The organism is Mycobacterium montefiorense, assembly GCF_025823255.1.
GTDB lineage: Bacteria > Actinomycetota > Actinomycetes > Mycobacteriales > Mycobacteriaceae > Mycobacterium > Mycobacterium montefiorense.
On record NZ_JACKVL010000017.1, the window covers coordinates 451,240 to 473,950 of the forward strand.

The following is a 22,711-nucleotide window of genomic DNA, read 5'->3' on the forward strand; positions in this document are numbered from 1 at the left end:
GCGCGGCCATAGCAGCAACTCCTTACCAATCGGGTGGCTTAACGACCGCCGTGAACACGGACGGCTCAGCGAGCACGCAAGTATTAGTCGGCCGTCGAGCCGGAAAAGTTCCCAGGCACGCCGGTACGGCCAACGGCTTACCCGCTTTGCGCGGCACCCATGAGGGTCCGGACAAAGTCCTCACTTCTGACTCCCGTCACCGAGCTCCTGACGAGTCGCAGTGCCACATCTCGGGCACTGCGAAGCCGAGGGGCCCCCGCCCCGCGTTCAGACGTTACGACCGAATTGCTCTCAATCCCAGGGATCGGGTCGGAATGCATAGGGGTTTCAGGGTCCGGTCCACAACGTGGCGGTGAAGCTCAGACCCGGACGGCGCTGACCAAGGTATTGCGGGCAATCATCGGCCCGGCCTCGATCTCCAGCCCCGGGACCGGACGGCCAACCTCGCGCAGGTAGTCCGCCAAAGGAGTGCCGACCGCGTTCCAGCCGTGCTGGCCGAACCAGTCGGCGGCCGGGGCATGTTGCTCGTTGTAGACCAACTGGAAGAACAGCCGTCCGTCGCCCTGCCTGGCGGCCGCACGTTCTTCCTCGACGGCGGCTTGGAATTCGTCGGCCTGCAGCGGCGCACCGTCCTCGACGGCGACATGGCTGCCATGTCCGGCCAGGCCGTCGATGCCGGTGAACAACTGCTCCTGCGCGGCGGCCGGCAGATAGACCAGCAAACCCTCGGCGATCCACGCCGAGGGCATCGCGGGATCGAACCCGCTGTCCCGCAACGCCTGTGGCCAATCGTCACGCAGATCGACGGCGACCTCGCGGCGCTCAGCGCGCGGCTGGTCGCCGTGGCCGGCGAGCACCTCACGCTTGAAATCGAGGACCTGCGGGCGATCCAGCTCGAAGATCGTCGTCGCGGCGGGCCAGTCCAGACGGTAGGCGCGCGAGTCGAGTCCGGCCGCAAGAATGACGACCTGCCGCACGCCGGCTTGGGCGGCCCGCAGGAAGTACTCGTCGAAGTACTTCGTGCGCGCAGCCTGGAAGTTGACGAAGTGGTCGCCGAAGTCGGCGCTCTTGAGATGGTGGTCGCAATCCTTGCCGTCGAGAACATCGGCCGCCGACCCACCGACGGCACGACAGAAGACCTCCGCGTACTGATCGACGACCAGCGGGTTGGGCTTCTGCGCCTCCAGCGCCCGCGCGGTCGCTACGAACAACGCGGTCGAACCGACACTTGTTGTGATGTCCCAGGTATCACCTTCGCTCCGCATCGGGCCGACAATACGGCAACAGCCTTAGCCGTCGCTGGCGTCCGGGTGCCAGGTGCCTGGGATCATCGGCATGCTGGGCCCATTGCCGAACTCGTCGCCGGTCAGCGTGGTCAGGCCCGCCGCGACGGCGGCCCGGGTGCGTGCCGTGCCGGCGAATCCGAGATCCCCGGCACCTCGATCTGACGCCATCGTCGCCGGCTCAGCCCAGTCCGGGTCGACGTCGACGTTCATGTCCATGTCCATGTCCATGTACTCGTCGCCATACCCGCGCCGCCGAGCCCGTTGCCGGCGCCGAACCCGAGCCTGTTCTCGCGCACCGGCCGCTGCCGCCGCAGCAGCCGAATCCGGCTCTGGTGCCTTTTTTTTCGCCCCCGCCGCCGCGCTGGCGCTCATTGCCGAGCCAAACCCGATCCCGGGCGGCGCAACGACGTACGGCGGCACGAAGCCGGGCCCGGCCGCGGCCGGTGGTGCGGGCGGAGCCGAACTGACCGCGGCGCTCGCGGTGGGAGTGGACGCGGGTGCCGGTGCGGTCGCGGGGGCCGCAGCCGGCGCGGCGATGGGGGCCGTCCCGAGGGCGGCCGGCAGGCCGGGCGCGGGCGCGGCGGGCGGGGGCACCGCCGCCACCGGCGCCGGGGCGTGCGCCAGCCCGGCCAGCCCGGCGAAGCCGCCGAGCGCCCCGAGAGGGGCCGTCGCCGCGATGATCGGGACCAGCAGCAATGTAGGAGAACTCGACAACCAGCTAGCGATCTCGGCGATGTGAGTGGGCCAATCCACCGCCGCGAGGAAGGCGATGTACTGCCACGCCAACGCCGGATTTGTCTTCATGTACACCGCGAACTGCTCGAAATCCTCGAGAAGTTCCAGGGCGCGAACCACCCAAAAGATCAGCTGACCCGGATTCGCATAGGAGTCGTAGGGCAACCCGTTGACAGTGCCCTTTACGGGATTCCAGTCAATCCCGAACAGTCGCAGAATCTTCGCAATAAGTTGGTTGAACCAGTTGTCCACGGTGGGGTCGGGGAACTCGTCGTCGTCGCCGTCATCGGCGGCCTGTTGCTGGACGGCGGTATCGGATTTCAGGATCTGCGGCGCCGGGTCGGTTTGTGGGTTGGCCGCCAGGGCCGCGGTGGAAACGGCTTGGTAAGTCGTCATGATGCCGGCGGCCTGGACCCACATCCGCGCATAGTCGGCCTCGTTGACCGCAATCGGAATCGTATTGACGCCAAAGAAATTCGTCGCCAACAGCACGCCGTGTACGGCGTGGTTGGCGGCCAGCNTGCCGGCGGCCTGGACCCACATCCGCGCATAGTCGGCCTCGTTGACCGCAATCGGAATCGTATTGACGCCAAAGAAATTCGTCGCCAACAGCACGCCGTGTACGGCGTGGTTGGCGGCCAGCTCGGGCAGCGTCGGCATCGCNGCCAGCGCCGCGGTGTAGGCGGTTGCGGCCGTTTCGTGCTGGGCGGCCGCCGCGGCGCTGTGCGCGCTGGCCTGCGTCAACCACGCCAGGTAGGGGGCGTGTGCGGCCACGTAGGACTCGGCGCTGGGGCCCTGCCATGCCCCGGCCTGCGTCGACGCCAGCACGCTGCTGAGTTCTGCTGCCGCCGCGGCGTATTCGGCGCTCATCGCGCTCCACGCGGCCGCCGCGGCAAACAGCGACGCCGGCCCGGGACCGCTGCCCAGCANGGCCTGCGTCGACGCCAGCACGCTGCTGAGTTCTGCTGCCGCCGCGGCGTATTCGGCGCTCATCGCGCTCCACGCGGCCGCCGCGGCAAACAGCGACGCCGGCCCGGGACCGCTGCCCAGCAACGCCGAATGCACCTCCGGCGGAGAAGCCATCCACATCGGTGCGGTCATTTGTACCCCTCGGGCTGCAGCGTTTTTGCCAGACCGCCAGGAGCTTATCGAAAATGATTATCGTTATCAATGTGGGGCCGAGCCCCGGGTGCGGCGCGCTAGACCAACGGGCGCCCGGTCCTGATCCGGCGGTCGAGATCCCACAGCATCAGGTTGAACGGGAACTGCCGGATAACCCGCGGCAGCATCCGGTTCACCGCGCCCAATACCGCCATCAACCGGTCAAAGCGCCGTTGCTTGGCGCCATCCCAGGGCAACCGCATCTCGTCGCGAAACCGTTGCGGCAGAAAGCCGGTGGTGATCAACAGGCCGAAGTTGTCGGACATGCGCTGCAGTCGCGCCGGCAGCACCACTAACCGTGAGCGGCCCGCGGCGATCGGGTACAAGAATTCGCGAACCGAGTCGTCGATGTGCACCTTGGCCAGCGACTCCTGCCAGTACTCGTCGAAAGCAGCGCGGTCCGGTGGCCACATCTGAGCCGGCACCTGCAACGTGGTGCCCAGGGTCATGCCCTCGCGATACAAGCGATCGGCGTCCGCCTCGTCCATCTCGCCGACAAATGTGCGGTAGATGTCGATGCCGCCCTTGTAGATACAGGCCGCCACCCACAGCTGCAACTCGGGATCAAACGCGTTGTATTGCACCGGGTCGTCGGGCCTCGAGTAGACCTGCGCGTGCGACCGGTTGACCGCGCGGCGGTAGGCGGCCTTCTGCTCGTCGGTCCCGGCATTGGCGACCGCGATGTAGGTAAAGGTAGTGCGCGCCCGCTTGATCGGATGGCGGTCGATGCGGCCGCTCTCGACGCGGCTCTCCGCCACACCGTGGCCGACGCCGGGACGCGACAGCTCCATGATCACGTTGGCCGGGCCGGCCAATAGCGCCACGCCCATCAGCCCATAGTCGCCGGCAGCCCGGCGTCGCCGGCGGCTCGCCTGAGGGCGCGGCGGGTCGGCCATCGGGCGCTCGACATGTGGAATGAGCCGGTGAACCGCCTCGTGGATCGCCATCCGAACACCTCTCCGCCGTTCGCGCCAAAAATGTGACAACGTTCGTTTCCTGATATTGTCGCCGCAGCGCGTCGGTGTCAAGATGGTGGTCATGGCCCAGACCCCAAGCATGCGCCCCTACCGCGGCGTCGAGGCCGCCCGGCGACAGGCCGAACGACGCGGGCGGCTGCTGACTGCCGGGCTGGACCTGCTGGGCGCGGGCGAGCAGGATGCCTCCGCGCTGACGGTTCGCGCCGTCTGCGGGCGGGCCGGCCTGACCCCTCGCTATTTCTACGAAAGCTTCAGCGACAGAGACGGATTCGTCGGTGTGGTCTTCGACTGGGTGATAGCCGAGCTGGCCGCCACCACCCAGGCCGCGGTCGCGGTGGTGCCGATAGACGAACAAGCCCGCGCGGGTATGGCCAACATCGTGCGGACCATCGCCGGTGACCCCCGGGTCGGGCGGCTGCTGTTCAGCACTGCGCTTGCCGATGCCGTTATCGTGCGCAAACGCGCCGAATCGACCGCGTTGTTCGCCATGTTGCTGGGCCAGCATGGCGCCGACATGCTGCGGATGCCGGCAAACAACAGCATGAAAGCGGGCGCGCATTTCGCGGTGGGCGGCGTCGGGCAGATGATCAGCGCCTGGCTGGCCGGCGACGTAGGGCTAGAGCCCGAACAGCTCGTCGATCAGCTCGCGGTACTGCTCGACGAACTCGCTCATCCGAGGCTGTACGGCCTCACGGAAACAACGGCAGCTGCCACAACCGCATACCGGGATCCAGGAGCCACAGACGCAACATCGTGAGACGCATGATCCGCTGCGCGCCGCGGATCATGAGAATCGCGAGTGGCACTTCGATCCCCAGCGCCGTGATGACCGACAGCCAGATGTCGTCGGGCCCCGCGGTCATCAGGTCGAACCACGCGTCGCAGATCAGCAGCACGCCGGAGGTGAACGCCGCGAACAGCAGTATTTGGCGCCGCAGATAACCGAAAATCGCTGTCGCCACCATAAATCCGGCCAGCAAGATGTCGAAGCCCACCCAGGTCAGACCCCAATTGCGCGCGACGTAATTGTCCGGCAGCGTCAGCGAGAGATAGACCAGCCAGGGGACCATCGCGATCGAGCCCCCGACCATCAAGCCCAATCGGATGCGCCGCATCCGCGCCAGCAGCATCGGATCGATCACCTCGTGCAGCGGTGCCTCTAGTCGCGTGATCAGGTCTCGCCGCTGCGCGGGCGTCAACGCCGCGATCTGCTCATCTGTCAAAATGCCGTCGGTCATCACGGACTCCCCCGGCTCGGCCACCCTTGTGCCGATTAGGTTACGGCGTGCGCCTTCGGTCGCCGATCGGCCGCGGTCCTGGGCACAGCCTGGGCATCACTCGCACCGAATTCCTTTACCCAGCAGGCAAACTCGAGTGTGACGCCGTCCGGGTCCAGGAAATAGAATGAGCGCACGTACACACCGGGGTGCACCGTCGCGGAAACCTGCATCTCGCTCTCGTCGTGATTGAGGATCGGGCCGACGCGCACACCCTTGTCCTTGAGGCGCTGTCGGTAGGCGTCGAACTTCTCGGCCGGCACGTGAAAGGCGAGATGGTTCATCGTGCTGACCGCACTGGTGATGTCCCCGATGCCCGGGATCGCCGCCGGCGACGAGACACCGGGCACCCGGTCGGGCGCGTCGGCGAACCAGAAGAACGCGACACAGTCGCCGTTGCCGGCATCGAAGAAGAAGTGCTGCCCCGCACCGCCCGGCATATCAAGCGATTTGATCAACGGCATGCCGAGGATGTTGCTGTAGAAGTCCACGGTGCGGGCCATGTCGGAACACACCAGCGCAACATGGTTGATGCCGCCCAGTTCGAACTCGGTGTTGGTGTTGTTCGGCTTGATCACGTTGCAGCTCCGATCGACCGTTTGGGCCTGGCCAAGATGCAAAACTGAATCTAACATCAGATTCAGTTTTGCTCCAGGGTGAGGAATGCACAGATGTCGATCGCGGCGGAATCCAACGGCCGACCGGCCGAGTTCCCGACCCATCGCGGCAGGCGCACGCAGGCAGCGATCGACGCAGCGGCGCGAACGGTCGTCGCGCGCAAGGGAATCCTGGCGACGACCATCGCCGACATCGCCGCGGAAGCGGGCCGCTCGCCGGCATCCTTCTACAACTATTACGACTCCAAAGAGGCGATGGTCCGCCAGTGGGCACTGCACTTCCGCGACGAGGCCAATGAGCGTGCACGCTCAGTCACCGGCCACGGTTTGTCCAACCGGCAACGCGCCCATGAGGCGGCGACCGCGCACTGGCACACCTACCGCAACCGGCTCGCCGAGGTGACCAGCGTTTCTCAGCTGGCGATGGTCAACGACGACTTCGCGCAGTATTGGGCCGAAATCTGCGAAATCCCAATCTCTTTCATTGCAGAGACGGTCCGGCGCGCCCAAACCAAAGGGTTTTGCTCCGGCGACGACCCGCAGCTGATCGCCGAGGCGATCGTGGCGATGTTCAACCAGTTCTGCTACATCCAAGTCAGCCGGGCCGGGACAGACGAGCTCGACGACCAGGCCTGCATCCAAACCCTCGCCAAGATCTACTATCGGGCGATCTACACGAAGGAAGGTCGCTGAATTGACACCGAATAGCGGCAGTACGGGCGTTGTCCGCGAGTTCGTCGGCTTGCCGTCGCGCACTGCCGAGCGGGCCGGCGCCGGCGGGCATCCGTGCCAGGGGCTGTACCACCGCGGCGTGGGACGCAAGCCGAAGGTGGCGATGATCGCCGCGCACTATCAAATCGACTTCTCCGAGCACTATCTCGCCGACTACATGGCCATCCGGGGCATCGGATATCTCGGCTGGAACACCAGGTTCCGCGGCTTCGAATCCAACTTCCTGCTCGACCACGCGCTGGTCGACATCGGCGTCGGGGTGCGCTGGCTGCGCGAAGTTCAGGGTGTCGATACCGTTGTGCTGCTGGGTAATTCAGGGGGAGGTTCGTTGATGGCCGCCTATCACTCGCAGGCCGTCGACCCGAATGTGATCCCGCTGCAGGGCATGCGCCCGGCGGCCGGGCTGACGGAGCTGCTCCCTGCCGACGGCTATGTCGCCACCGCGGCTCATCCCGGGCGCCCGGAGGTGCTGACGGCTTGGATGGACGCGTCCGTCGTCGACGAAAACGATCCCGTCGCTACCGATCCCGACCTCGATCTGTTCGACGAGGTCAATGGTCCGCCGTATTCGCCGGACTTCGTCGCGCGCTACCGCGCGGCGCAGACCGCGCGCAACCACGCCATTACCGACTGGGCCGAGACGGAGCTCAAACGTGTTCGCGCTGCTGGGTTTTCCGATCGCCCGTTCTCGGTCATGCGAACCTGGGCCGACCCCCGCATGGTCGATCCCAGCATCGAGCCCACCAAGCGCGCAGCCAACCAGTGCTACGCGGGCGTGCCGGCGAAGGCCAACCGCTCCGCGCAGGGCATCGCCGCATCCTGCACCCTGCGGAGCTGGCTGGGTATGTGGAGTTTGCGGACGGCGCAAACCCGGGCCGAACCACACCTGAGCCGGATCAGCTGCCCGGCCCTGGTGATCAACGCCGAGGCCGACACCGGAGTTTTTCCATCTGACGCCCAACGCATCCACGACGCACTCGCCGGCACCGACAAGGCACAGGTATCGATCGACAGCGACCACTACTTCACCACCCCGGGCGCGCGCAGCGAGCAGGCGGATACCATCGCCAGGTGGATCAGCAAGCGGTGGCACTGAGAGTTCTCGCCCACTTCGTCCCCAGCGACAAAGTCCTCGATTTCCTTGCTGCCGAAGCAGATTGGCTTGACATTCGATGGTGTGCCGCCGATGACGACACCGACTTCTACCGAGAATTGCCCGAAGCCGACGTGATTTGGCACGTACTACGACCGTTGTCAGGCGCGGACCTTCGCCGTGGCAAACGGCTGCGGCTGGTGCACAAACTCGGGGCCGGGGTGAACACCGTCGACATCGAGGCGGCGACGGAGCGCGGCATCGCTGTCGCCAACATGCCGGGCGCCAATGCGCCGTCGGTGGCCGAGGGAACGGTGCTGTTGATGCTCGCCGCGCTGCGCAGGCTGCCGGCGCTGGATCGCGCCACCCGGCAGGGGCGCGGCTGGCCGTCGGATCCCGGACTTGGTGAGACGGTCCGCGACATCGGCGGCTGCACCGTCGGCCTGGTGGGCTACGGGAATATCGCCAAGCGGGTCGCCGCCTTCGTCGGCGCGATGGGAGCCACCGTGGTGCACAACAGTACCCGCGACGACGGGCTTCCCGGCTGGCTGCCGCTGCCCGAACTGCTGGCCGTTAGCGACATAGTCTCGCTGCACCTACCGTTGACAGCCAACACCCATCATCTGCTCAATCGGGATGCGATCGCCTTGATGAAGCCCAGCGCAGTGCTGGTCAATACGTCACGTGGACCCGTCGTGGATGAAAGCGCACTGTTCGTCGCGCTGCGCGACGGGAGGCTGGCGGCCGCGGGGCTCGACGTATTCGAGGTCGAGCCGGTGGCGCCGGACAATCCGCTGTTCGATCTGGACAACGTGGTGCTGACACCGCACGTCACCTGGTACACGGCCGACACGATGCGGCGCTATCTGGTCGAGGCCATCGGTAACTGCCGGCGCCTGCACGACGGCGAGCCCCTGGCCAATATGGTCAACCAACCCACCGGTTATTAGATTGATGAGTGCTTGGCCGAAACAAGCCCCGAACGCATGGGAAGGCGACCAATGCCGATCGCAATAAATCCTGAGCATCAAGACCTAGCGGACTCAGTGCGGTCCCTGGTGGCGCGTGTCTCGCCGTCAGAGGTGCTACACGCGGCCATGGAGACCCCGATCGAGAACCCGCCGCCATACTGGCAGGCGGCCGCCGAACAGGGTCTGCAGGGCGTTCACCTGTCCGAATCCGTCGGCGGGCAGGGCTTCGGCCTCCTTGAGCTGTCCATCGTGCTGGCCGAGTTCGGCTACGGCGCCGTACCCGGGCCGTTCGTGCCGTCGGCGATCGCCAGTGCGCTGATCGCCTCGCATGACCCGCAGGCTAAGGTGCTCGCCGAGCTGGCGTCGGGCGGGGCCATAGCCGCCTATGCCCTGGACTCCGGGTTGACCGCCACCCGCAAGGGCGACGCGCTGGTGATCCGTGGCGAGGTTCGTGCGGTCCCCGCCGCGGCGCAGGCCTCGGTGTTGGTGCTCCCGGTGGCGATCGACAGCGGCGACGAGTGGGTGGTGCTGCGCGCCGACCAGCTCGAGATCGAGCCGGTGAAAAGCCTGGACCCGCTGCGGCCCATCGCGCACGTGCGGGCCGACGCCGTCGAGGTCGGCGACGATGCCCTGCTGAGCAGCCTGACGGTGACCACCGCCTACGCGTTGATGTCGACGCTGCTGTCCGCCGAGGCGATCGGTGTGGCCCGCTGGGCGACCGATACGGCGTCGGAGTACGCCAAGATCAGGGAACAGTTCGGCAGGCCGATCGGTCAGTTCCAGGCCATCAAGCACAAGTGCGCGGAGATGATCGCCGATACCGAGCGGGCAACCGCGGCGGTGTGGGACGCGGCGCGTGCGATCGACGAGGCGTCGCCGGACGTGGAGTTCGCCGCCGCAGTGGCCGCGACGCTGGCACCGGCCGCCGCCCAGCGATGCACACAGGACTGCATCCAGGTGCACGGCGGCATCGGTTACACCTGGGAGCACGACACAGGCGTCTACTACCGCCGGGCGCTGATGCTGGCCGCCTGCTTCGGTCGCGGCGCCGACTACCCGCAGAAGGTGGTCAACACCGCGACCACCACCGGGATGCGGGCGGTGGACATCGACCTGGATCCCGAAACCGAAGAGCTGCGGGCCGAGATCCGGGCCGAGGTCGCGGCCCTCAAGGCCATGGAACGCCAGCAGCGCACGATCGCGATCGCCGAAGCCGGGTGGGGGCTGCCATATCTACCCAAACCGTGGGGCCGGGCGGCGAACCCGATCGAGCAGATCATTATCGCCCAGGAGTTCGCCACCGGCCGGGTCAAGCGGCCGCAGGTCGGCATCGCCGCCTGGATCATCCCGTCCATCGTCGCGTTCGGAACAGAGGAGCAAAAGCAACGTTTCCTGCCGCCGACCTTGCGCGGCGAGATGATCTGGTGCCAGCTGTTCTCCGAGCCCGGCGCCGGCTCGGATCTGGCCGGGCTGAGCACGAAGGCAACCCGGGCCGACGGCGGCTGGCGCATTACCGGCCAGAAGATTTGGACCACCGCCGCGCAGTACTCGCAGTGGGGTGCGCTGCTGGCCCGGACGGACCCGTCGGCTCCCAAGCACAACGGCATCACCTACTTCCTGCTCGACATGCGCAGCGAAGGTGTGACGGTCAAGCCGCTGCGTGAGCTCACCGGGAACGCGATGTTCAACACCGTCTACATCGACGACGTGTTTGTGCCCGACGAGTGCGTGCTGGGCGAGGTCGACCGCGGCTGGGAGGTCAGCCGCAACACGCTGACCGCCGAGCGGGTGTCGATCGGCAGCAGCGACGCGAATTTCCTGGCCACTCTTCCCCAATTCGTCGAGTTCGTTCGCGACGGCCAGTTCGATCAGGTCTCCCAACACCGGGCCGGGCAGTTGATCGCCGAGGGGCATGCCGCCAAGGTGCTGAACCTGCGCTCGACGCTGTTGACGCTGGCCGGCGGCGACGCCATGCCGTCGGCGGCGATCTCGAAGCTGTTGTCGATGCGCACCGGCCAGGGCTACGCGGAATTCGCGGTGTCGTCGTTCGGCACCGACGCCGCGATCGGCGACCCCGATCAGTTGGCCGGCAAGTGGGGCGAGTACCTGCTGGCCAGCCGGGCCACCACCATCTATGGCGGCACCTCGGAAGTGCAGCTCAACATCATCGCCGAGCGATTGCTGGGCCTGCCCCGCGACCCGTAAACAAATCCATGCCGACCCGGGGCCGGTCCCGGGTCGGCATGGATGTTTGTGGAGTGGGGGCCACGCCGGCCTGAGATTGTCAGACCGGCGTGGTTCACCCCCCTTAACAGCGGGCCGGCCAGCCAGTAACTCTGGCAGGACGAGGCTGGCCGATCCCGCGCCTATGGCGGCTCAGAACCACGGGCGCCAGAAGCCTCCGTGGCCCCAGCCCCAGCCACCGCGACCCCAACCGTGGTGACCCCAACCGTGGTGACCCCAGCCGCGGCCCCAGCCGCCGCCGTGGCCCCAGCCGCCGCCGTGGCCCCGGCCACCGTGACCCCAGCCTCCGTGGCCCCAACCGGGCCGATCCGGAAGTACGCCAGGACCGAGCGGCACGTCGCCGTGCGGTCCGGCAGTTGCGAAACCTGTAGTAAGAGCGGGCGCCGGTGCGGCCTGCGCCGCAGGGGCGCCGCCGAACAGCAGTGCGCCGGCCACCGCGCCGGCCCCGATTGCACCAGCGGCCGCGCCGCGGACCGATCGCAGTGAATTCATCTTGGTGAGCTCCTTCCGAGACCTCATTTCCCCGACATCTCGAACGCTACGCATAAATAACTAGGCAAACAATAGAAGTGAGGCTAATTCGTGCTGTGAATTTGATGTCAAGCGGCGTAGGTACGTCGAAACTAATTGTCATATTCGCGTATCTCCAGATCGCATATCAAGAAGTACTTATTTGTGACATTCAGAATATCTGCCAATACTGAAATCAGTATCCGTTGAAGCCAGCATCCATGCTGTACAGACCGTCTGTACCGAAGTACTGAGATACGCATCATTGCGTTTCAGTAGATCCGTATTTATATGTCGTCAAAATCATTATATTGATGATTTATGTCCATTTTTATGACTAATAATTGCGAGTTAATGCTAGAACTACCGTGGCTCGATTTGCATGCATCTATTTTTCTATAGCAAATTCAGTAAATTTCTCCTGGTAGAGCGCCTGGTCAGCGCCAGGCACACCCACGCCGAGTGCGGCCGGGCGGTGACACCCGACGTTGTGCGACGCGACTTACGCTGGTCTCAGTGAGACAATCAGTAGATAACGTGCGAACGTAAGTACTGATTTACTGATTTGCACCCGCGGGAGGGAGGTCGCCTCAGTGAGCTTCAACCCCGACCACGCCGGGCCCGGTGCCAGCGCGTTTCGCGCGCAGATGTCCGCCACGTCACCCTCCGGAGACGCCACACCAACCGAGCGTCTCACCGGTTTTCGGCAGCCGCGTCCTCAACGAGTAGTCGCCAAGCCGGCAGATTCCCGATCACGATCCGGAGGCGTGCAGGCGCCGCGCATCCAACGGACCCGTCGCACCGTCGACCTGCCGGCAGCCACCCACCGGGCCCTCGACATCTGGCAGCGCGAAGCCGCCGACCGCCTGGGTGTCGCCCGGGTGACCGGGCAAGAGGTGTTGACCGCGCTGATCGACCAACTTCTGGCCGATCCCAAACTCGCAACCCAGATCATCGGGTCTATCCAGGACCGGCGCTAGCGCAGCGGTGTGTCCGGTGCGGCGTGCACGCATTGACCGGATCAAACCCGCACCCGCGCGTAGCGCCGTCCCGGCGGTTCGACGACACCAGATTGTGTGACGGCCTGCATCCGCCCCGAACCGAAACCTACTGACCGGCGAGGTGCTGGTTCAGCAGCCGTGAGTCACTGGAACCTGTTCGGGTTGAAGCTGATTGAGCCCGCGAACCGATGTCAACGGCCCTCAAGATAGAGAACCCGTTCGCTGTGGCCGCGACGCCAAGGCCGTTGCTTGGCGGGCGATGTGACAGGAATCTCGTCCGCTGAGCTTGGACGCATTCTCACAGTATTTTAGGGTTGCCTAACCTAACTAGGGAAGGTGGAAATGCGGCAGATCAGGGTTGCGGTTGTCGGTGCGGGTCCAGCGGGCATTTATGCCGCCGATATTCTCGCGAACGAATACAGACATGCTCAGGTGGACGTATTCGACCGCCTCCCTACGCCTTTCGGACTTGTACGGTACGGCGTTGCACCAGATCATCCACGCATTAAAGAGATCATCAAGGCGCTGCGGCGAGTCCTTACCCGGACGGAGCTTCGCTTCATCGGCAATGTCCATTATGGAACTGACATCAAGCTCTCCGATCTCCGGCACCATTACGACGCGATCATCTTCGCCACCGGCGCACGGGCCGATCGAAATCTCGATATCCCGGGCATCGATTTGCCAGGCAGTTATGGGGCCGCCGAGTTCGTTTCCTGGTACGACGGCCATCCCGATGTCCCGCGTGAGTGGCCCCTCAATGCGAAGAATGTCGCGGTGCTGGGCGCGGGCAATGTCGCTCTCGATATTGCCCGTGTACTGGCGAAACCAGCTGACGAACAGCTCACCACGGAGATACCGGACAACGTCTATCGCGGACTCGCCGGCAACCACGCCACCGACGTGCACGTCTTCGCCCGCCGCGGCCCAGCTCAGATCAAGTTCACCCCAATGGAGTTTCGCGAGTTGTCGCACTCGCCAAACGTCGATGTGGTCGTGCATCCAGACGGCTTCGAGATCGACGACGCCAGTCAACGAGCGATCAACTCGAACAAGTCGACGCGACTCGTGGTCGACACCTTATTCCGGTACATGGAGATGGATCCGACCGACGCTTCGCGCCGAATCCATATCCACTTATGCCAGGCACCTGTGGCGATCCTCGGAACCGAACGCGTTGAGGGGTTGCGTACCGAGAGAACTGAACTATTGGGTAACGGAACGGTCGGGGGGACAGGCGATTTCACCGACTGGCCAGTGCAGGCTGTATACCGCGCGGTCGGCTACCTTTCGTCGCACTTGGCTGATCTCCCCTTTGACCACCACGCCGGTATCGTGCCGCATGATGCCGGTCGAGTGCTCGACATGGACGGCGCCATGATCGACTCCGTGTACGTAACAGGGTGGATCAAGCGCGGCCCGGTGGGGCTCATCGGTCACACCAAATCCGATGCCGCCGAAACAATCGCGAGCCTGCTGGCCGACCTCCCGGGTCTGCGCCCACCCGTCGTATCCGACCGCGACGCGATCCTGGCGCGTCTCTCGCAGAACGGCATCGACTACACAACCTGGGAGGAATGGGAGCGCCTTGACCTGCACGAGATGGCGTTGGGTAAAGCGCGAGGTCGCGAGCGCATCAAGGTCGTGCCTCGCCGAGAAATGATCAGCGCTGGGCGGACCTGAGACTCGCGAAAGCCGCCGGCCCGCTAGTCGATCTCCATTTCGCGCAGCTCACGCTTGAGGACCTTGCCCGTCGGGTTGCGCGGCAGTTCTTCAAGGAAGACCACTTCGCGCGGCACCTTATAGCGGGCCAGGTGGTCGCGCACGTAGTGCTTGATGGTGTCCTCGTCGACGTCGGCGCCTTCCTTCTTGACCACGAAGGCACGCAGGCGGTGGCCCCACTCCTTGTCTTCGACACCGATCGCGGTGGCCTCCACCACGGCTTCGTGTCCGCTGATCAGATCCTCGACCTCGGCCGGGAAGACATTCTCGCCGCCGGAGACGATCATCTCGTCGTCGCGGCCGCTGACGGACAGCAGACCGTCCTCGTCGAAGTAGCCGACGTCGCCGGACGACATCAGGCCATCGATGATCTGCTTGTGCCCGCCACCGGTGTAGCCCTCGAACGGGAAGGCATTTCCGACGAAGATGCGTCCGACGTCGCCCTGCGGCAGCTCGTTGCCGTTGTCGTCGAGGATCTTGACTTTCACACCCTTGACGACCGGCCCGACCGTCGAGGCGTTCTTCTCCAGGTCCTGGGGCCGGGCGATGGTCGCGAACGCGATCTCCGTCGATCCGTACATGTTGTAGATCACCGGACCGACGTCCTTGAGCGCGCGGTTGGCCAGCTCGGCGCCTAATTGCGAACCGGACACGAAAATGATCTTCAGGCTGGACAGGTCGGGCTTGGAGTCCATCTTTTCCAGCGCGTCCAGGATCCGGGACAACATCACCGGCACCACGACCATGGCCGTCACCTTGTGCTTCTCGATGTCTTCCAGCACCAGCGGCGGCTTGAACTTGCGACGCAGCACCAGGGTCGAACCCAGGAACATCGCGATGGTGGCGTGCAGATAACCCAGTGCGTGGAACATCGGCGCCGGCAGCGACGTGATCTCGTTCGCCTTGAACGGAACGTGCGACAGGATGCCGCCGACGGGCGCCAAAGTGGGCGGGGTGCTGCGGTTCGCACCCTTGGGCGTTCCGGTGGTCCCGCTGGTCAGGATAATGATCGAGGCGTGTTTGGTCGCCTTGGGTGCGGGCTCGGAGCTGCTGCGCTCGATCAGCTCGGCCAGCGTCTCGTCGGTGCTGCCCGACGGCTCGTCGCTGTCCGGGTTGACGCCTAACGCCCGCAACTTGCCCAGCTCCGGCTCGGCTTGGCTGACGGCCTTGGTGTACTCGTCGTCGTAGATGATGATCTTGGCGCCCTCGCGCTCGGAGACCTCTTTGATCTGCGGGCCGGAGAATTCGCTGTTGAGCAGGATGATGCGGGCGCCGACCCGGGCCGCGCCGTAGTTGGCGATCATGAACCAGCGGTGGTTGCGGGCCAGGATCGCGACACCGTCGCCGCCCTTGACACCCTTCTCGATCAGGCCGTTGGCCACTGCGTGGGCGGCTTCGTCGAGTTCCCGATAGCTCAACTCGCCGTCTTCGTCGATCAGCGCCGCGCGGTCGGGGGTGCGTCTCGCGTTGTGTGAGGGCAGCATGCCGAACTCGCCCCATTTGACGATGTCGGCGGCCAGCCCGGTGTAGTTCTGCGGCGGCTCCAGCCGAAACGCGCCCGCCTCGAAGATCTTCCGGACGTAGTGCAACTCGGCCGAGCCGCGTTCGACGTACTGCTGGATCTTGGAAACGGCTTGCCCGGGCAGGCCAGGAAGATTAGGCATAAACCTCACCCTATGTGACGAGGGTCGCAACGCGGCCAGAAAATTATCGCGGAATTACGATGAATCCCATGACCGGCCCGGCGTCATTGGAGGTTGCCGGGCACCAGGTCGCCATCACCCACCCCGACAAGGTCGTCTTCGAAGCCCGCGGTGACACAGGGCCTTACACCAAGCTCGACCTGGTCCGCTATTACCTTTCGGTCGCCGACGGAGCGTTGCGGGGGGTAGCAGGCCGGCCGATGATCTTGAAGCGCTTTGTCAAGGGGATAGCGCAAGAGGCCGTCTTCCAGAAGCGGGCACCGACCAAGCGGCCGGACTGGGTCGACGTTGCTGAACTCCACTACGCACGCGGCACGTCTGCGGCGGAGGCCGTCATCCACGACGCCGCCGGCCTGGCGTGGGCCATCAACCTGGGGTAGCGTGGACCTCAACCCGCACCCGGTGCTCGCCGACGACCTCGACCATCCCGACGAGCTGCGCGTCGATCTGGACCCGATGCCCGGGGTCTCCTGGCAGCGGATCGTCGACGTGGCATTGGTGGCCCGCGAAGTGCTCGAGGACTACGGGCTGACCGGGTGGCCGAAGACATCCGGGTCGCGGGGCTTTCATATCTACGCCCGGATCGCTCCGCACTGGGAGTTCCGCCAGGTCCGGCTGGCCGCCCAGACCGTTGCGCGCGAGGTCGAGCGACGGGTGCCCGAGGCGGCGACCAGCCGCTGGTGGAAGGAAGAGCGCGAGGGCGTGTTCGTCGACTTCAATCAGAACGCCAAGGACCGCACGGTCGCGTCGGCCTACTCGGTGCGAGCCACTGCGAATGCCCGGGTGTCGACGCCGCTGCATTGGGACGAGGTCGCCGGCTGCCGGCCGGAGTCGTTCACGATTGCCACCGTCCCCGGGCGGTTCGCCGATATCGGCGACCCGTGGGCGGGCATGGACGACGCGGTCGGCGGGCTGGACCGGCTGCTGATGCTGGCCGAGGAACTGGGCCCGCCGGAGCGGGCGCCGCGCGGCTCAGGGAAGCGTGCCGAGGGCCGGCGCCTGTCGTCGATGCCGCTCATCGAGATCGCCCGGACCAAGACCAAGGACGAGGCGATGGCCGCGCTGGACACCTGGCGTGACCGCCACCCTGCCGTCGCCGAGCGGTTGCAGCCGGCCGACGTGCTGGTCGACGGCATGCGCGGGCCGAGCTCGATCTGGTACCGGATCCGGATCAACCTGCAGCACGTCGCGGTCGACCAGCGCCCGCCGCAGGAGGAGTTGATCGCCGATTACAGCCCTTGGAAACAAGGGGGGCAGGGATACACACCGCCCGCTTCCCGGCCGGGCGCCGCCGGAACTTAAAGCGGCCAGGTACGACGAGTGCGGCCGCACCGTCAACGCCGTCGCCGAGTTGATTGGGCGCTGAATCGACTGTCCCACAGACGATTTCGAAGCCCGAGTGTTAATCGGTGCGCTGACCGGCGCCATGATCGCGGTGCTCGGAAGCGCGCCGCGAACGGCCGAGACGACCTATCGCCCGGTGGACTTGGTGGATGCCGGCATGCCGCTGGGCTGAGCGGTGAAACCGCGCGGCGATGCAGGTCAGAGTCGGCGACGCGATACTCTCACGCGATGCGACACGGATGGAATCGGCGCGGGTTCCTGCAGCTCGCCGGTGCCGCCGCGGCCGCCGGGGCCTCATCGGGGTGCTCGTCGCCCAAACCGACGTCGAACGCCCCTGCCGCCGAAGGCGTGACGATCACCCATCTTTTCGGTCAGACCGTCATCAAGGCGCCGCCCAAACGCGTGGTCAGCGCGGGCTACACCGAGCAAGACGATCTGCTCGCGGTCGGCATCGTGCCGATCGCGGTAACCAACTGGTTCGGTGACCAGCCGTTCGCTGTGTGGCCGTGGGCCCAGCCCAAGCTCGGCGGCGCCCAACCCGTGGTGTTGAACCTGGACAGCGGAATTCCCGTCGACCAGATCGCCGGCCTGAAACCCGATTTGATCGTGGCGATCAACGCCGGCGTAGACGCCGACACCTACCAGAAGCTGTCCGCGATCGCGCCGACCGTCGCGCAGTCCGGTGGTGACGCCTTCTTCGAGCCGTGGAAGGACCAGGCCACCACGATCGGACAGGCGGTATTTCAGGCCGACCAGATGAACGCGCTGATCGACGCCGTCGACAAGCAGTTCGTCGCCGTCGCCCAGAATCATCCGCAGTGGAGGACCAAAAAGGCGTTGCTGATGCAGGGCACCCTTTCTGGGGGCACTGTGGTCGCTACCGCGGCGGGCTGGCGAACCGACTTCCTGAACCAGATGGGTCTGGTGATCGCCGACAGCATCAAGCCTTTCGTCACCGATCACCGCGCCGTCATCCCCCGCGATCAGATCAAAACGGTGCTCGATGCCGCCGACGTGGTGATCTGGACGACCGAGAATCCGGACCAGCAGAAGTCGCTGCTGGCCGACCCCGAGATAGCGGGATCGCAGGCGACCGTGCAGAACCGCCACGTGTTCACCACCAAGGACCAGGCGGGTGCGATCGCCTTCGGGTCGGTGCTGAGCTACCCCATGGTCGCCGATCAGCTGCCCCAGCTGATCGGAAAAATCCTCGGTTAGATCCCAGTCTCTTTGAGCGTTCGCTAAGGCACCTCTGGCAGTGCTCGAAAATCTCGCGCCGCCCCCTCCCGCCTGGCCCGATTCCGAGGTTACCGTTCAGTAATGAGCGTGACGGATCTCCCCGCGGACGTGTCGACCGAACTGGTCGGCAATGTCGTTCTGGATTACGGCGACCAGGCCCTGTTGGTGCAATGTGGGAGCACCGCCGAGGTACTGGCATGGGCTGATGCGCTGCATGCGGCGGCGCTGCCCGGTGTGCTTGACATCGTTCCCGCCGCCCGCACGGTGCTGGTCAAGCTCGACGGCCCTCGATATCAGGGCGTCATCCGTCAGCGGCTGCGGAATCTTCGGGTCACCGCCGATGCGGCCGGCTACGCCGAGCGCACCGCCGACGTGGTGATCGACGTCGTGTACGACGGCCCAGACCTCGCCGAGGTCGCCAGCCACACCGGGCTGACGACCGCACAGGTCATCAACGCACACACGTCCACGATGTGGCGAGTCGGATTCAGCGGATTCGCACCGGGTTTCGCATACCTGGTCGACGGCGACCCGCGCCTGCGGGTGCCGCGCCGATCCGAACCACGGACCGCGGTACCGGCCGGCTCAGTAGCGCTCGCGGGTGAATTCAGCGCGATATATCCACGCCGATCCCCCGGCGGCTGGCAACTCATCGGTCACACCGACGCAGTCCTGTGGGACCTGGTGCGATCCGAACCGGCGTTGCTGACGCAGGGCATGTGGGTTCAATTCCGGGCCGCGTAACCAAGGAGCATGTAGTGACAACCCTGGAAATCCTGCGCACCGGACCACTCGCCATTGTCCAGGACCTCGGGCGGGTCGGGCAGGCCCGCCTCGGCGTCGGCCGGTCCGGCGCCGCCGACCGCCGCTCGCACAAGCTCGCCAACCGGCTGGTCGCCAATCCCGACGACCGTGCCACCGTCGAAGTGGCCTTCGGTGGCTTCGCGGCCCGGGTGCACGGCGGCGATGTCGACATCGCGGTGACTGGCGCCGATACCGATCCGTCGGTCAACGGAATCAAGTTCGGCACCAACAGCATTCATCATGTCCGCGATGGCCAGGTGATTTCGCTGGGCACCCCGCGGGCGGGTTTGAGGACCTACCTGGCGGTGCGCGGCGGCATTTCCGTGGAACCGGTGCTGGGTTCGCGAAGCTACGACGTGATGTCGGCGATCGGGCCGTCGCCGCTGGCCCCCGGGGACCAGCTGCCGGTCGGCGCGCACACCGACGAGTACCCCGAGCTCGACCAGGCGCCGGTGGCCGCCATCAGCCTCGAGGCGGTCGAGCTGTTGGTGGTGCCCGGACCACGCGACGACTGGTTCGTCGACCCCGATGTCCTGGTGCACACCGACTGGGTGGCATCCGACCGTAGCGACCGAGTCGGGATGCGATTGGTCGGCCGCCCGCTGCAGTACCGCTTCCCCGACCGGCAGCTGCCCAGTGAGGGCGCCACCCGCGGAGCGATTCAGGTGCCGCCCAACGGATTACCGGTGATCCTGGGCCCCGACCATCCGATCACCGGCGGTTACCCGGTCGTCGGCGTGGTGATCGACGAGGACATCGACAAGGTCGCTCAGGTGCGGGCGGGTCAGCAGGTACGGCTGCACTGGGCGCGGCCACGATCCCCGACAGGCGCTTAGTCAAACTGATATCGGGCGTTGTCCAGATGCGATTCCGGCCACAAAGTTGTAGACAGGACGTGTGTCCACTCAGGTCCACACCACACGCCAGGTCCACACCGCCCGCTTGGTCCACACTGCCGATCTCGACAGCGATACCCGGCAACGTGTCCACGAGATGGTCACCGACGCCTTCGCGGGTGATTTCACCGAGAACGACTGGGAGCATGCCCTGGGCGGCATGCACGCCCTGATCTGGCATCACGGCGCGATCATCGCGCATGCCGCCGTGGTGCAGCGGCGTTTGTTCTATCAAGGCAATGCGCTGCGCTGCGGATACGTCGAAGGCGTCGCGGTACGCGAGGACCACCGCGGCCAGGGGCTGGTGCACGCGCTGCTGGATGGAGTCGAGCAGGTGATGCGTGGCGCATATCAGATGGGGGCGCTGAGTTCCTCGGTCCGCGCCCGCGGCGTCTATTCGGCGCGCGGCTGGGTGCCCTGGCTTGGCTCGACGTCGGTGCTGGCCCCGACCGGCCCCATTCGCACGCCCGACGACGACGGATCGATCTTCGTCTTCCCGGTCGTAGTCGGCTTGGACACGTCCGCGGAGCTGATATGCGATTGGCGCGCCGGCGACGCGTGGTAGGCGTGCTGCGAAATCTCTTCCATATCAGCGTGATTCATCACAGCCCCGTCGGCTACGATGTGAGCTGACGCGGCGCTCAATCCCGTAATTGTGGTGCACGCCACACTGATTGACAGCCCTCACACTGCCGGCCGTGCAAAGGTGAGCGGAAATTCACGCCCGGGTCATTGCGGGCAGCGCCCGGGCAACAATGAATTCCTAGCGTTATCGCCAAGAGTGATGGCGATTGGAGTCCCATGAAATTACCGCTGGGCCGTTCACATGTCCTTTCGGACTGGGACCCCGAAGACATCCAGGCGTGGGAAGCCGGCAACAAAAAGATCGCCCGCCGCAACCTGATCTGGTCGGTGGCCGCCGAACACATCGGCTTCTCGATCTGGTCGATTTGGTCGGTGATGGTGCTGTTCATGCCTGCGTCGGTGTACGGCTTTTCCGCCGGGGACAAATTCTTGCTCGGCGCCACCGCCACACTGGTCGGGGCTTGCCTGCGATTCCCCTACACGTTTGCCACCGCCAAGTTCGGCGGGCGCAACTGGACGGTGTTCTCCGCACTGGTGCTGCTGATCCCGACCGTCGCCACCATCCTGCTACTGGCCCACCCCGGCCTGCCGCTGTGGCCCTACCTGGTGTGCGCGGCCCTGGCCGGCCTGGGCGGGGGCAACTTCGCGTCGTCGATGACGAACATCAACGCGTTTTACCCGCAACGCCTGAAGGGCTGGGCGTTAGCGGTCAACGCCGGCGGCGGCAACCTCGGCGTGCCGGTGATCCAGCTGGTCGGCCTGCTGGTGATCGCGGCCGCAGGCAACCGGCAGCCGTACTGGATCTGCGCGATTTACCTTGTCCTGCTGGCGATCGCCGGTATCGGCGCCGCGGTGTACTTGGACAACCTGCCGCAGTACCGCATCGAGATGGACACCATGCGCGCGGTGCTGCGCGAACCGCACAGCTGGGTGATCGCGCTGCTGTACATCGGCACCTTCGGCTCGTTCATCGGATTCTCGTTCGCGTTTGGCCAGGTGCTGCAGATGAACTTTTCTGCCAGCGGCGAGAACACCGCGCAGGCATCGCTGCATGCCGCCCAGATCGCTTTCCTGGGGCCGCTATTGGGATCGATGTCGCGGGTATACGGCGGCAGGCTTGCCGACCGCATCGGCGGCGGCCGAGTCACCCTCGCCGTCTTTTGCTCGATGATCCTGGCTGCCGGAATCTTGATCAGCGCAAGCACTTTCGGTGGCCGCGGCACAGGTCACATTTCCACCGCGACGATGGTCGGCTATGTGATCGGGTTTGTTGCCCTGTTCGTCCTGTCCGGCATCGGCAACGGGTCGGTGTACAAGATGATTCCGTCGATCTTCGAGGCGCGCAGTTACTCGCTGCAGGTCGGCGAGATGGAGCGCCGTCAGTGGTCACGTTCCATGTCTGGAGCACTGATCGGACTCGCCGGTGCGGTCGGCGCCCTCGGTGGCGTGGGCGTCAATCTGGCGCTGCGCCAGTCGTATATACACAGCGGCACGGCGACGTCGGCGTTCTGGGCCTTCACGGTGTGCTACCTGGCTGCCTCGGTGCTGACCTGGGCGGTGTACATACGCCGCCCACTCGAGGTCACCGCCCCGCCGGCTGCACAGGACGCATCGCCCGCCCGACTGGCTCACGTATAGGCCCGATATGCGTGCCGTACCGATAGCCGCGTAGCACGAAATGTATTCCACCTCACACCGAATTCCCCAGGCGCGCTGGAACCGTCGAGTATTTATGATCTTTGGCTGTGACGATTGGGCGTAACGTCCGGGTTGAGCTGTGGTTATGCCGACTCGGATAACCCCTCAGCGACCTA

Annotated in this window: 19 protein-coding genes and 1 pseudogene; 13 read left to right on the top strand and 7 right to left on the bottom strand. The window is 65.5% G+C overall.

Translation table 11 applies throughout. From position 1 onward, the window contains the following. Positions 1–359: 359 nt before the first annotated feature. The 3 genes from H7K34_RS22105 to H7K34_RS22115 form a co-directional block, all read right to left on the bottom strand. The gene (locus H7K34_RS22105) at positions 360–1,265 is read right to left on the bottom strand and encodes a class I SAM-dependent methyltransferase (protein WP_264064154.1); all 906 of its coding nucleotides are present in this window, start codon (positions 1,263–1,265) and stop codon (positions 360–362) included. Positions 1,266–1,289: 24 nt separating this feature from the next. Further along, on the bottom strand, positions 1,290–3,122 hold the full coding sequence (locus tag H7K34_RS22110; protein WP_264064155.1) for a PPE family protein: 1,833 nt from the start codon (positions 3,120–3,122) through the stop codon (positions 1,290–1,292). Between the two features lie 98 nt (positions 3,123–3,220). Then, positions 3,221–4,129, bottom strand: coding sequence for an oxygenase MpaB family protein (locus H7K34_RS22115; protein ID WP_264064156.1), 909 nt, complete (start codon positions 4,127–4,129; stop codon positions 3,221–3,223). 82 nt (positions 4,130–4,211) lie between these two features. On the opposite strand from H7K34_RS22115, the gene H7K34_RS22120 reads away from it, so the two are divergent. Then, positions 4,212–4,916, top strand: a complete 705-nt coding sequence (locus tag H7K34_RS22120) for a TetR/AcrR family transcriptional regulator (RefSeq protein WP_264064157.1) — start codon at positions 4,212–4,214, stop codon at positions 4,914–4,916. Here the strand turns inward: H7K34_RS22120 and H7K34_RS22125 are convergent. Further along, positions 4,849–5,397 (bottom strand): hypothetical protein, encoded by a 549-nt coding sequence (locus H7K34_RS22125; RefSeq protein WP_264064158.1) that lies wholly within the window; start codon positions 5,395–5,397, stop codon positions 4,849–4,851. The two genes, H7K34_RS22120 and H7K34_RS22125, sit on opposite strands and share 68 nt — an antisense overlap. Before the next feature lie 35 nt (positions 5,398–5,432). Next, positions 5,433–6,014, bottom strand: coding sequence for a VOC family protein (locus H7K34_RS22130; protein WP_264064833.1), 582 nt, complete (start codon positions 6,012–6,014; stop codon positions 5,433–5,435). Between the two features lie 93 nt (positions 6,015–6,107). Here H7K34_RS22130 and H7K34_RS22135 point away from each other — a divergent pair, with 93 nt between their 5' ends. The 4 genes from H7K34_RS22135 to H7K34_RS22150 are packed head-to-tail and all read left to right on the top strand — an operon-like array spanning position 6,108 to position 11,054. Beyond that, positions 6,108–6,746 carry a TetR/AcrR family transcriptional regulator gene (locus H7K34_RS22135; protein WP_264064159.1) on the top strand — a complete coding sequence of 213 codons (639 nt, stop codon included), beginning with the start codon at positions 6,108–6,110 and terminating at the stop codon, positions 6,744–6,746. A gap of 1 nt (position 6,747) precedes the next feature. Beyond that, entirely contained in the window at positions 6,748–7,881 is a 1,134-nt protein-coding gene (locus H7K34_RS22140; RefSeq protein ID WP_264064160.1) for an alpha/beta hydrolase, read from the top strand. After that, positions 7,857–8,828 carry a 2-hydroxyacid dehydrogenase gene (locus H7K34_RS22145; protein ID WP_264064161.1) on the top strand — a complete coding sequence of 324 codons (972 nt, stop codon included), beginning with the start codon at positions 7,857–7,859 and terminating at the stop codon, positions 8,826–8,828. The genes H7K34_RS22140 and H7K34_RS22145 overlap by 25 nt, the downstream gene beginning before the upstream one ends. Positions 8,829–8,879: 51 nt before the next feature. After that, entirely contained in the window at positions 8,880–11,054 is a 2,175-nt protein-coding gene (locus H7K34_RS22150; RefSeq protein WP_264064162.1) for an acyl-CoA dehydrogenase, read from the top strand. Positions 11,055–11,225: 171 nt separating this feature from the next. Here the strand turns inward: H7K34_RS22150 and H7K34_RS22155 are convergent, their stop codons facing one another. Beyond that, the gene (locus H7K34_RS22155; protein ID WP_264064163.1) at positions 11,226–11,585 is read right to left on the bottom strand and encodes a hypothetical protein; all 360 of its coding nucleotides are present in this window, start codon (positions 11,583–11,585) and stop codon (positions 11,226–11,228) included. Positions 11,586–12,196: 611 nt separating this feature from the next. Here H7K34_RS22155 and H7K34_RS22160 point away from each other — a divergent pair. Next, on the top strand, positions 12,197–12,583 hold the full coding sequence (locus H7K34_RS22160) for an ATPase (RefSeq protein ID WP_264064164.1): 387 nt from the start codon (positions 12,197–12,199) through the stop codon (positions 12,581–12,583). A gap of 363 nt (positions 12,584–12,946) precedes the next feature. Beyond that, on the top strand, positions 12,947–14,287 hold the full coding sequence (locus H7K34_RS22165) for an FAD-dependent oxidoreductase (protein WP_264064165.1): 1,341 nt from the start codon (positions 12,947–12,949) through the stop codon (positions 14,285–14,287). 23 nt (positions 14,288–14,310) lie between these two features. On the opposite strand, the gene fadD2 is transcribed toward H7K34_RS22165, so the two are convergent. Further along, complete coding sequence (gene fadD2, locus H7K34_RS22170) at positions 14,311–15,990, bottom strand: long-chain-fatty-acid--CoA ligase FadD2 (RefSeq protein WP_264064166.1); 1,680 nt, start codon at positions 15,988–15,990, stop codon at positions 14,311–14,313. A 59-nt stretch (positions 15,991–16,049) separates the two neighbouring features. On the opposite strand from fadD2, the pseudogene H7K34_RS22175 reads away from it, so the two are divergent. From H7K34_RS22175 to H7K34_RS22200, 6 genes and pseudogenes are all read left to right on the top strand, one after another. Next, positions 16,050–17,331, top strand: a pseudogene (locus H7K34_RS22175) (DNA polymerase domain-containing protein). A gap of 270 nt (positions 17,332–17,601) precedes the next feature. Beyond that, positions 17,602–18,591: an ABC transporter substrate-binding protein gene (locus H7K34_RS22180; protein WP_264064167.1), complete on the top strand. Its 990-nt coding sequence runs from the start codon at positions 17,602–17,604 to the stop codon at positions 18,589–18,591. Between the two features lie 102 nt (positions 18,592–18,693). Then, positions 18,694–19,356, top strand: a complete 663-nt coding sequence (locus H7K34_RS22185) for a 5-oxoprolinase subunit B family protein (protein ID WP_264064168.1) — start codon at positions 18,694–18,696, stop codon at positions 19,354–19,356. Positions 19,357–19,370: 14 nt separating this feature from the next. Then, a complete protein-coding gene (locus tag H7K34_RS22190; RefSeq protein WP_264064169.1) occupies positions 19,371–20,252 on the top strand; it encodes a 5-oxoprolinase/urea amidolyase family protein in 882 nt (293 codons plus the stop codon). 61 nt (positions 20,253–20,313) lie between these two features. Next, positions 20,314–20,877: a GNAT family N-acetyltransferase gene (locus tag H7K34_RS22195; protein ID WP_264064170.1), complete on the top strand. Its 564-nt coding sequence runs from the start codon at positions 20,314–20,316 to the stop codon at positions 20,875–20,877. Positions 20,878–21,125: 248 nt separating this feature from the next. Next, a complete protein-coding gene (locus tag H7K34_RS22200; RefSeq protein WP_264064834.1) occupies positions 21,126–22,535 on the top strand; it encodes a nitrate/nitrite transporter in 1,410 nt (469 codons plus the stop codon). The last annotated feature ends 176 nt before the right edge of the window (positions 22,536–22,711 follow it).

Coding starts and splice junctions, on each gene's coding strand:
- H7K34_RS22105 (WP_264064154.1), bottom strand. CDS start 1,265: ATGCGGAGCGAAGGTGATACCTGGGACATCACAACAAGTGTCGGTTCG.
- H7K34_RS22115 (WP_264064156.1), bottom strand. CDS start 4,129: ATGGCGATCCACGAGGCGGTTCACCGGCTCATTCCACATGTCGAGCGC.
- H7K34_RS22120 (WP_264064157.1), top strand. CDS start 4,212: ATGGTGGTCATGGCCCAGACCCCAAGCATGCGCCCCTACCGCGGCGTC.
- H7K34_RS22125 (WP_264064158.1), bottom strand. CDS start 5,397: ATGACCGACGGCATTTTGACAGATGAGCAGATCGCGGCGTTGACGCCC.
- H7K34_RS22135 (WP_264064159.1), top strand. CDS start 6,108: ATGTCGATCGCGGCGGAATCCAACGGCCGACCGGCCGAGTTCCCGACC.
- H7K34_RS22150 (WP_264064162.1), top strand. CDS start 8,880: ATGCCGATCGCAATAAATCCTGAGCATCAAGACCTAGCGGACTCAGTG.
- H7K34_RS22155 (WP_264064163.1), bottom strand. CDS start 11,585: ATGAATTCACTGCGATCGGTCCGCGGCGCGGCCGCTGGTGCAATCGGG.
- H7K34_RS22165 (WP_264064165.1), top strand. CDS start 12,947: ATGCGGCAGATCAGGGTTGCGGTTGTCGGTGCGGGTCCAGCGGGCATT.
- fadD2 (WP_264064166.1), bottom strand. CDS start 15,990: ATGCCTAATCTTCCTGGCCTGCCCGGGCAAGCCGTTTCCAAGATCCAG.
- H7K34_RS22180 (WP_264064167.1), top strand. CDS start 17,602: ATGCGACACGGATGGAATCGGCGCGGGTTCCTGCAGCTCGCCGGTGCC.
- H7K34_RS22185 (WP_264064168.1), top strand. CDS start 18,694: ATGAGCGTGACGGATCTCCCCGCGGACGTGTCGACCGAACTGGTCGGC.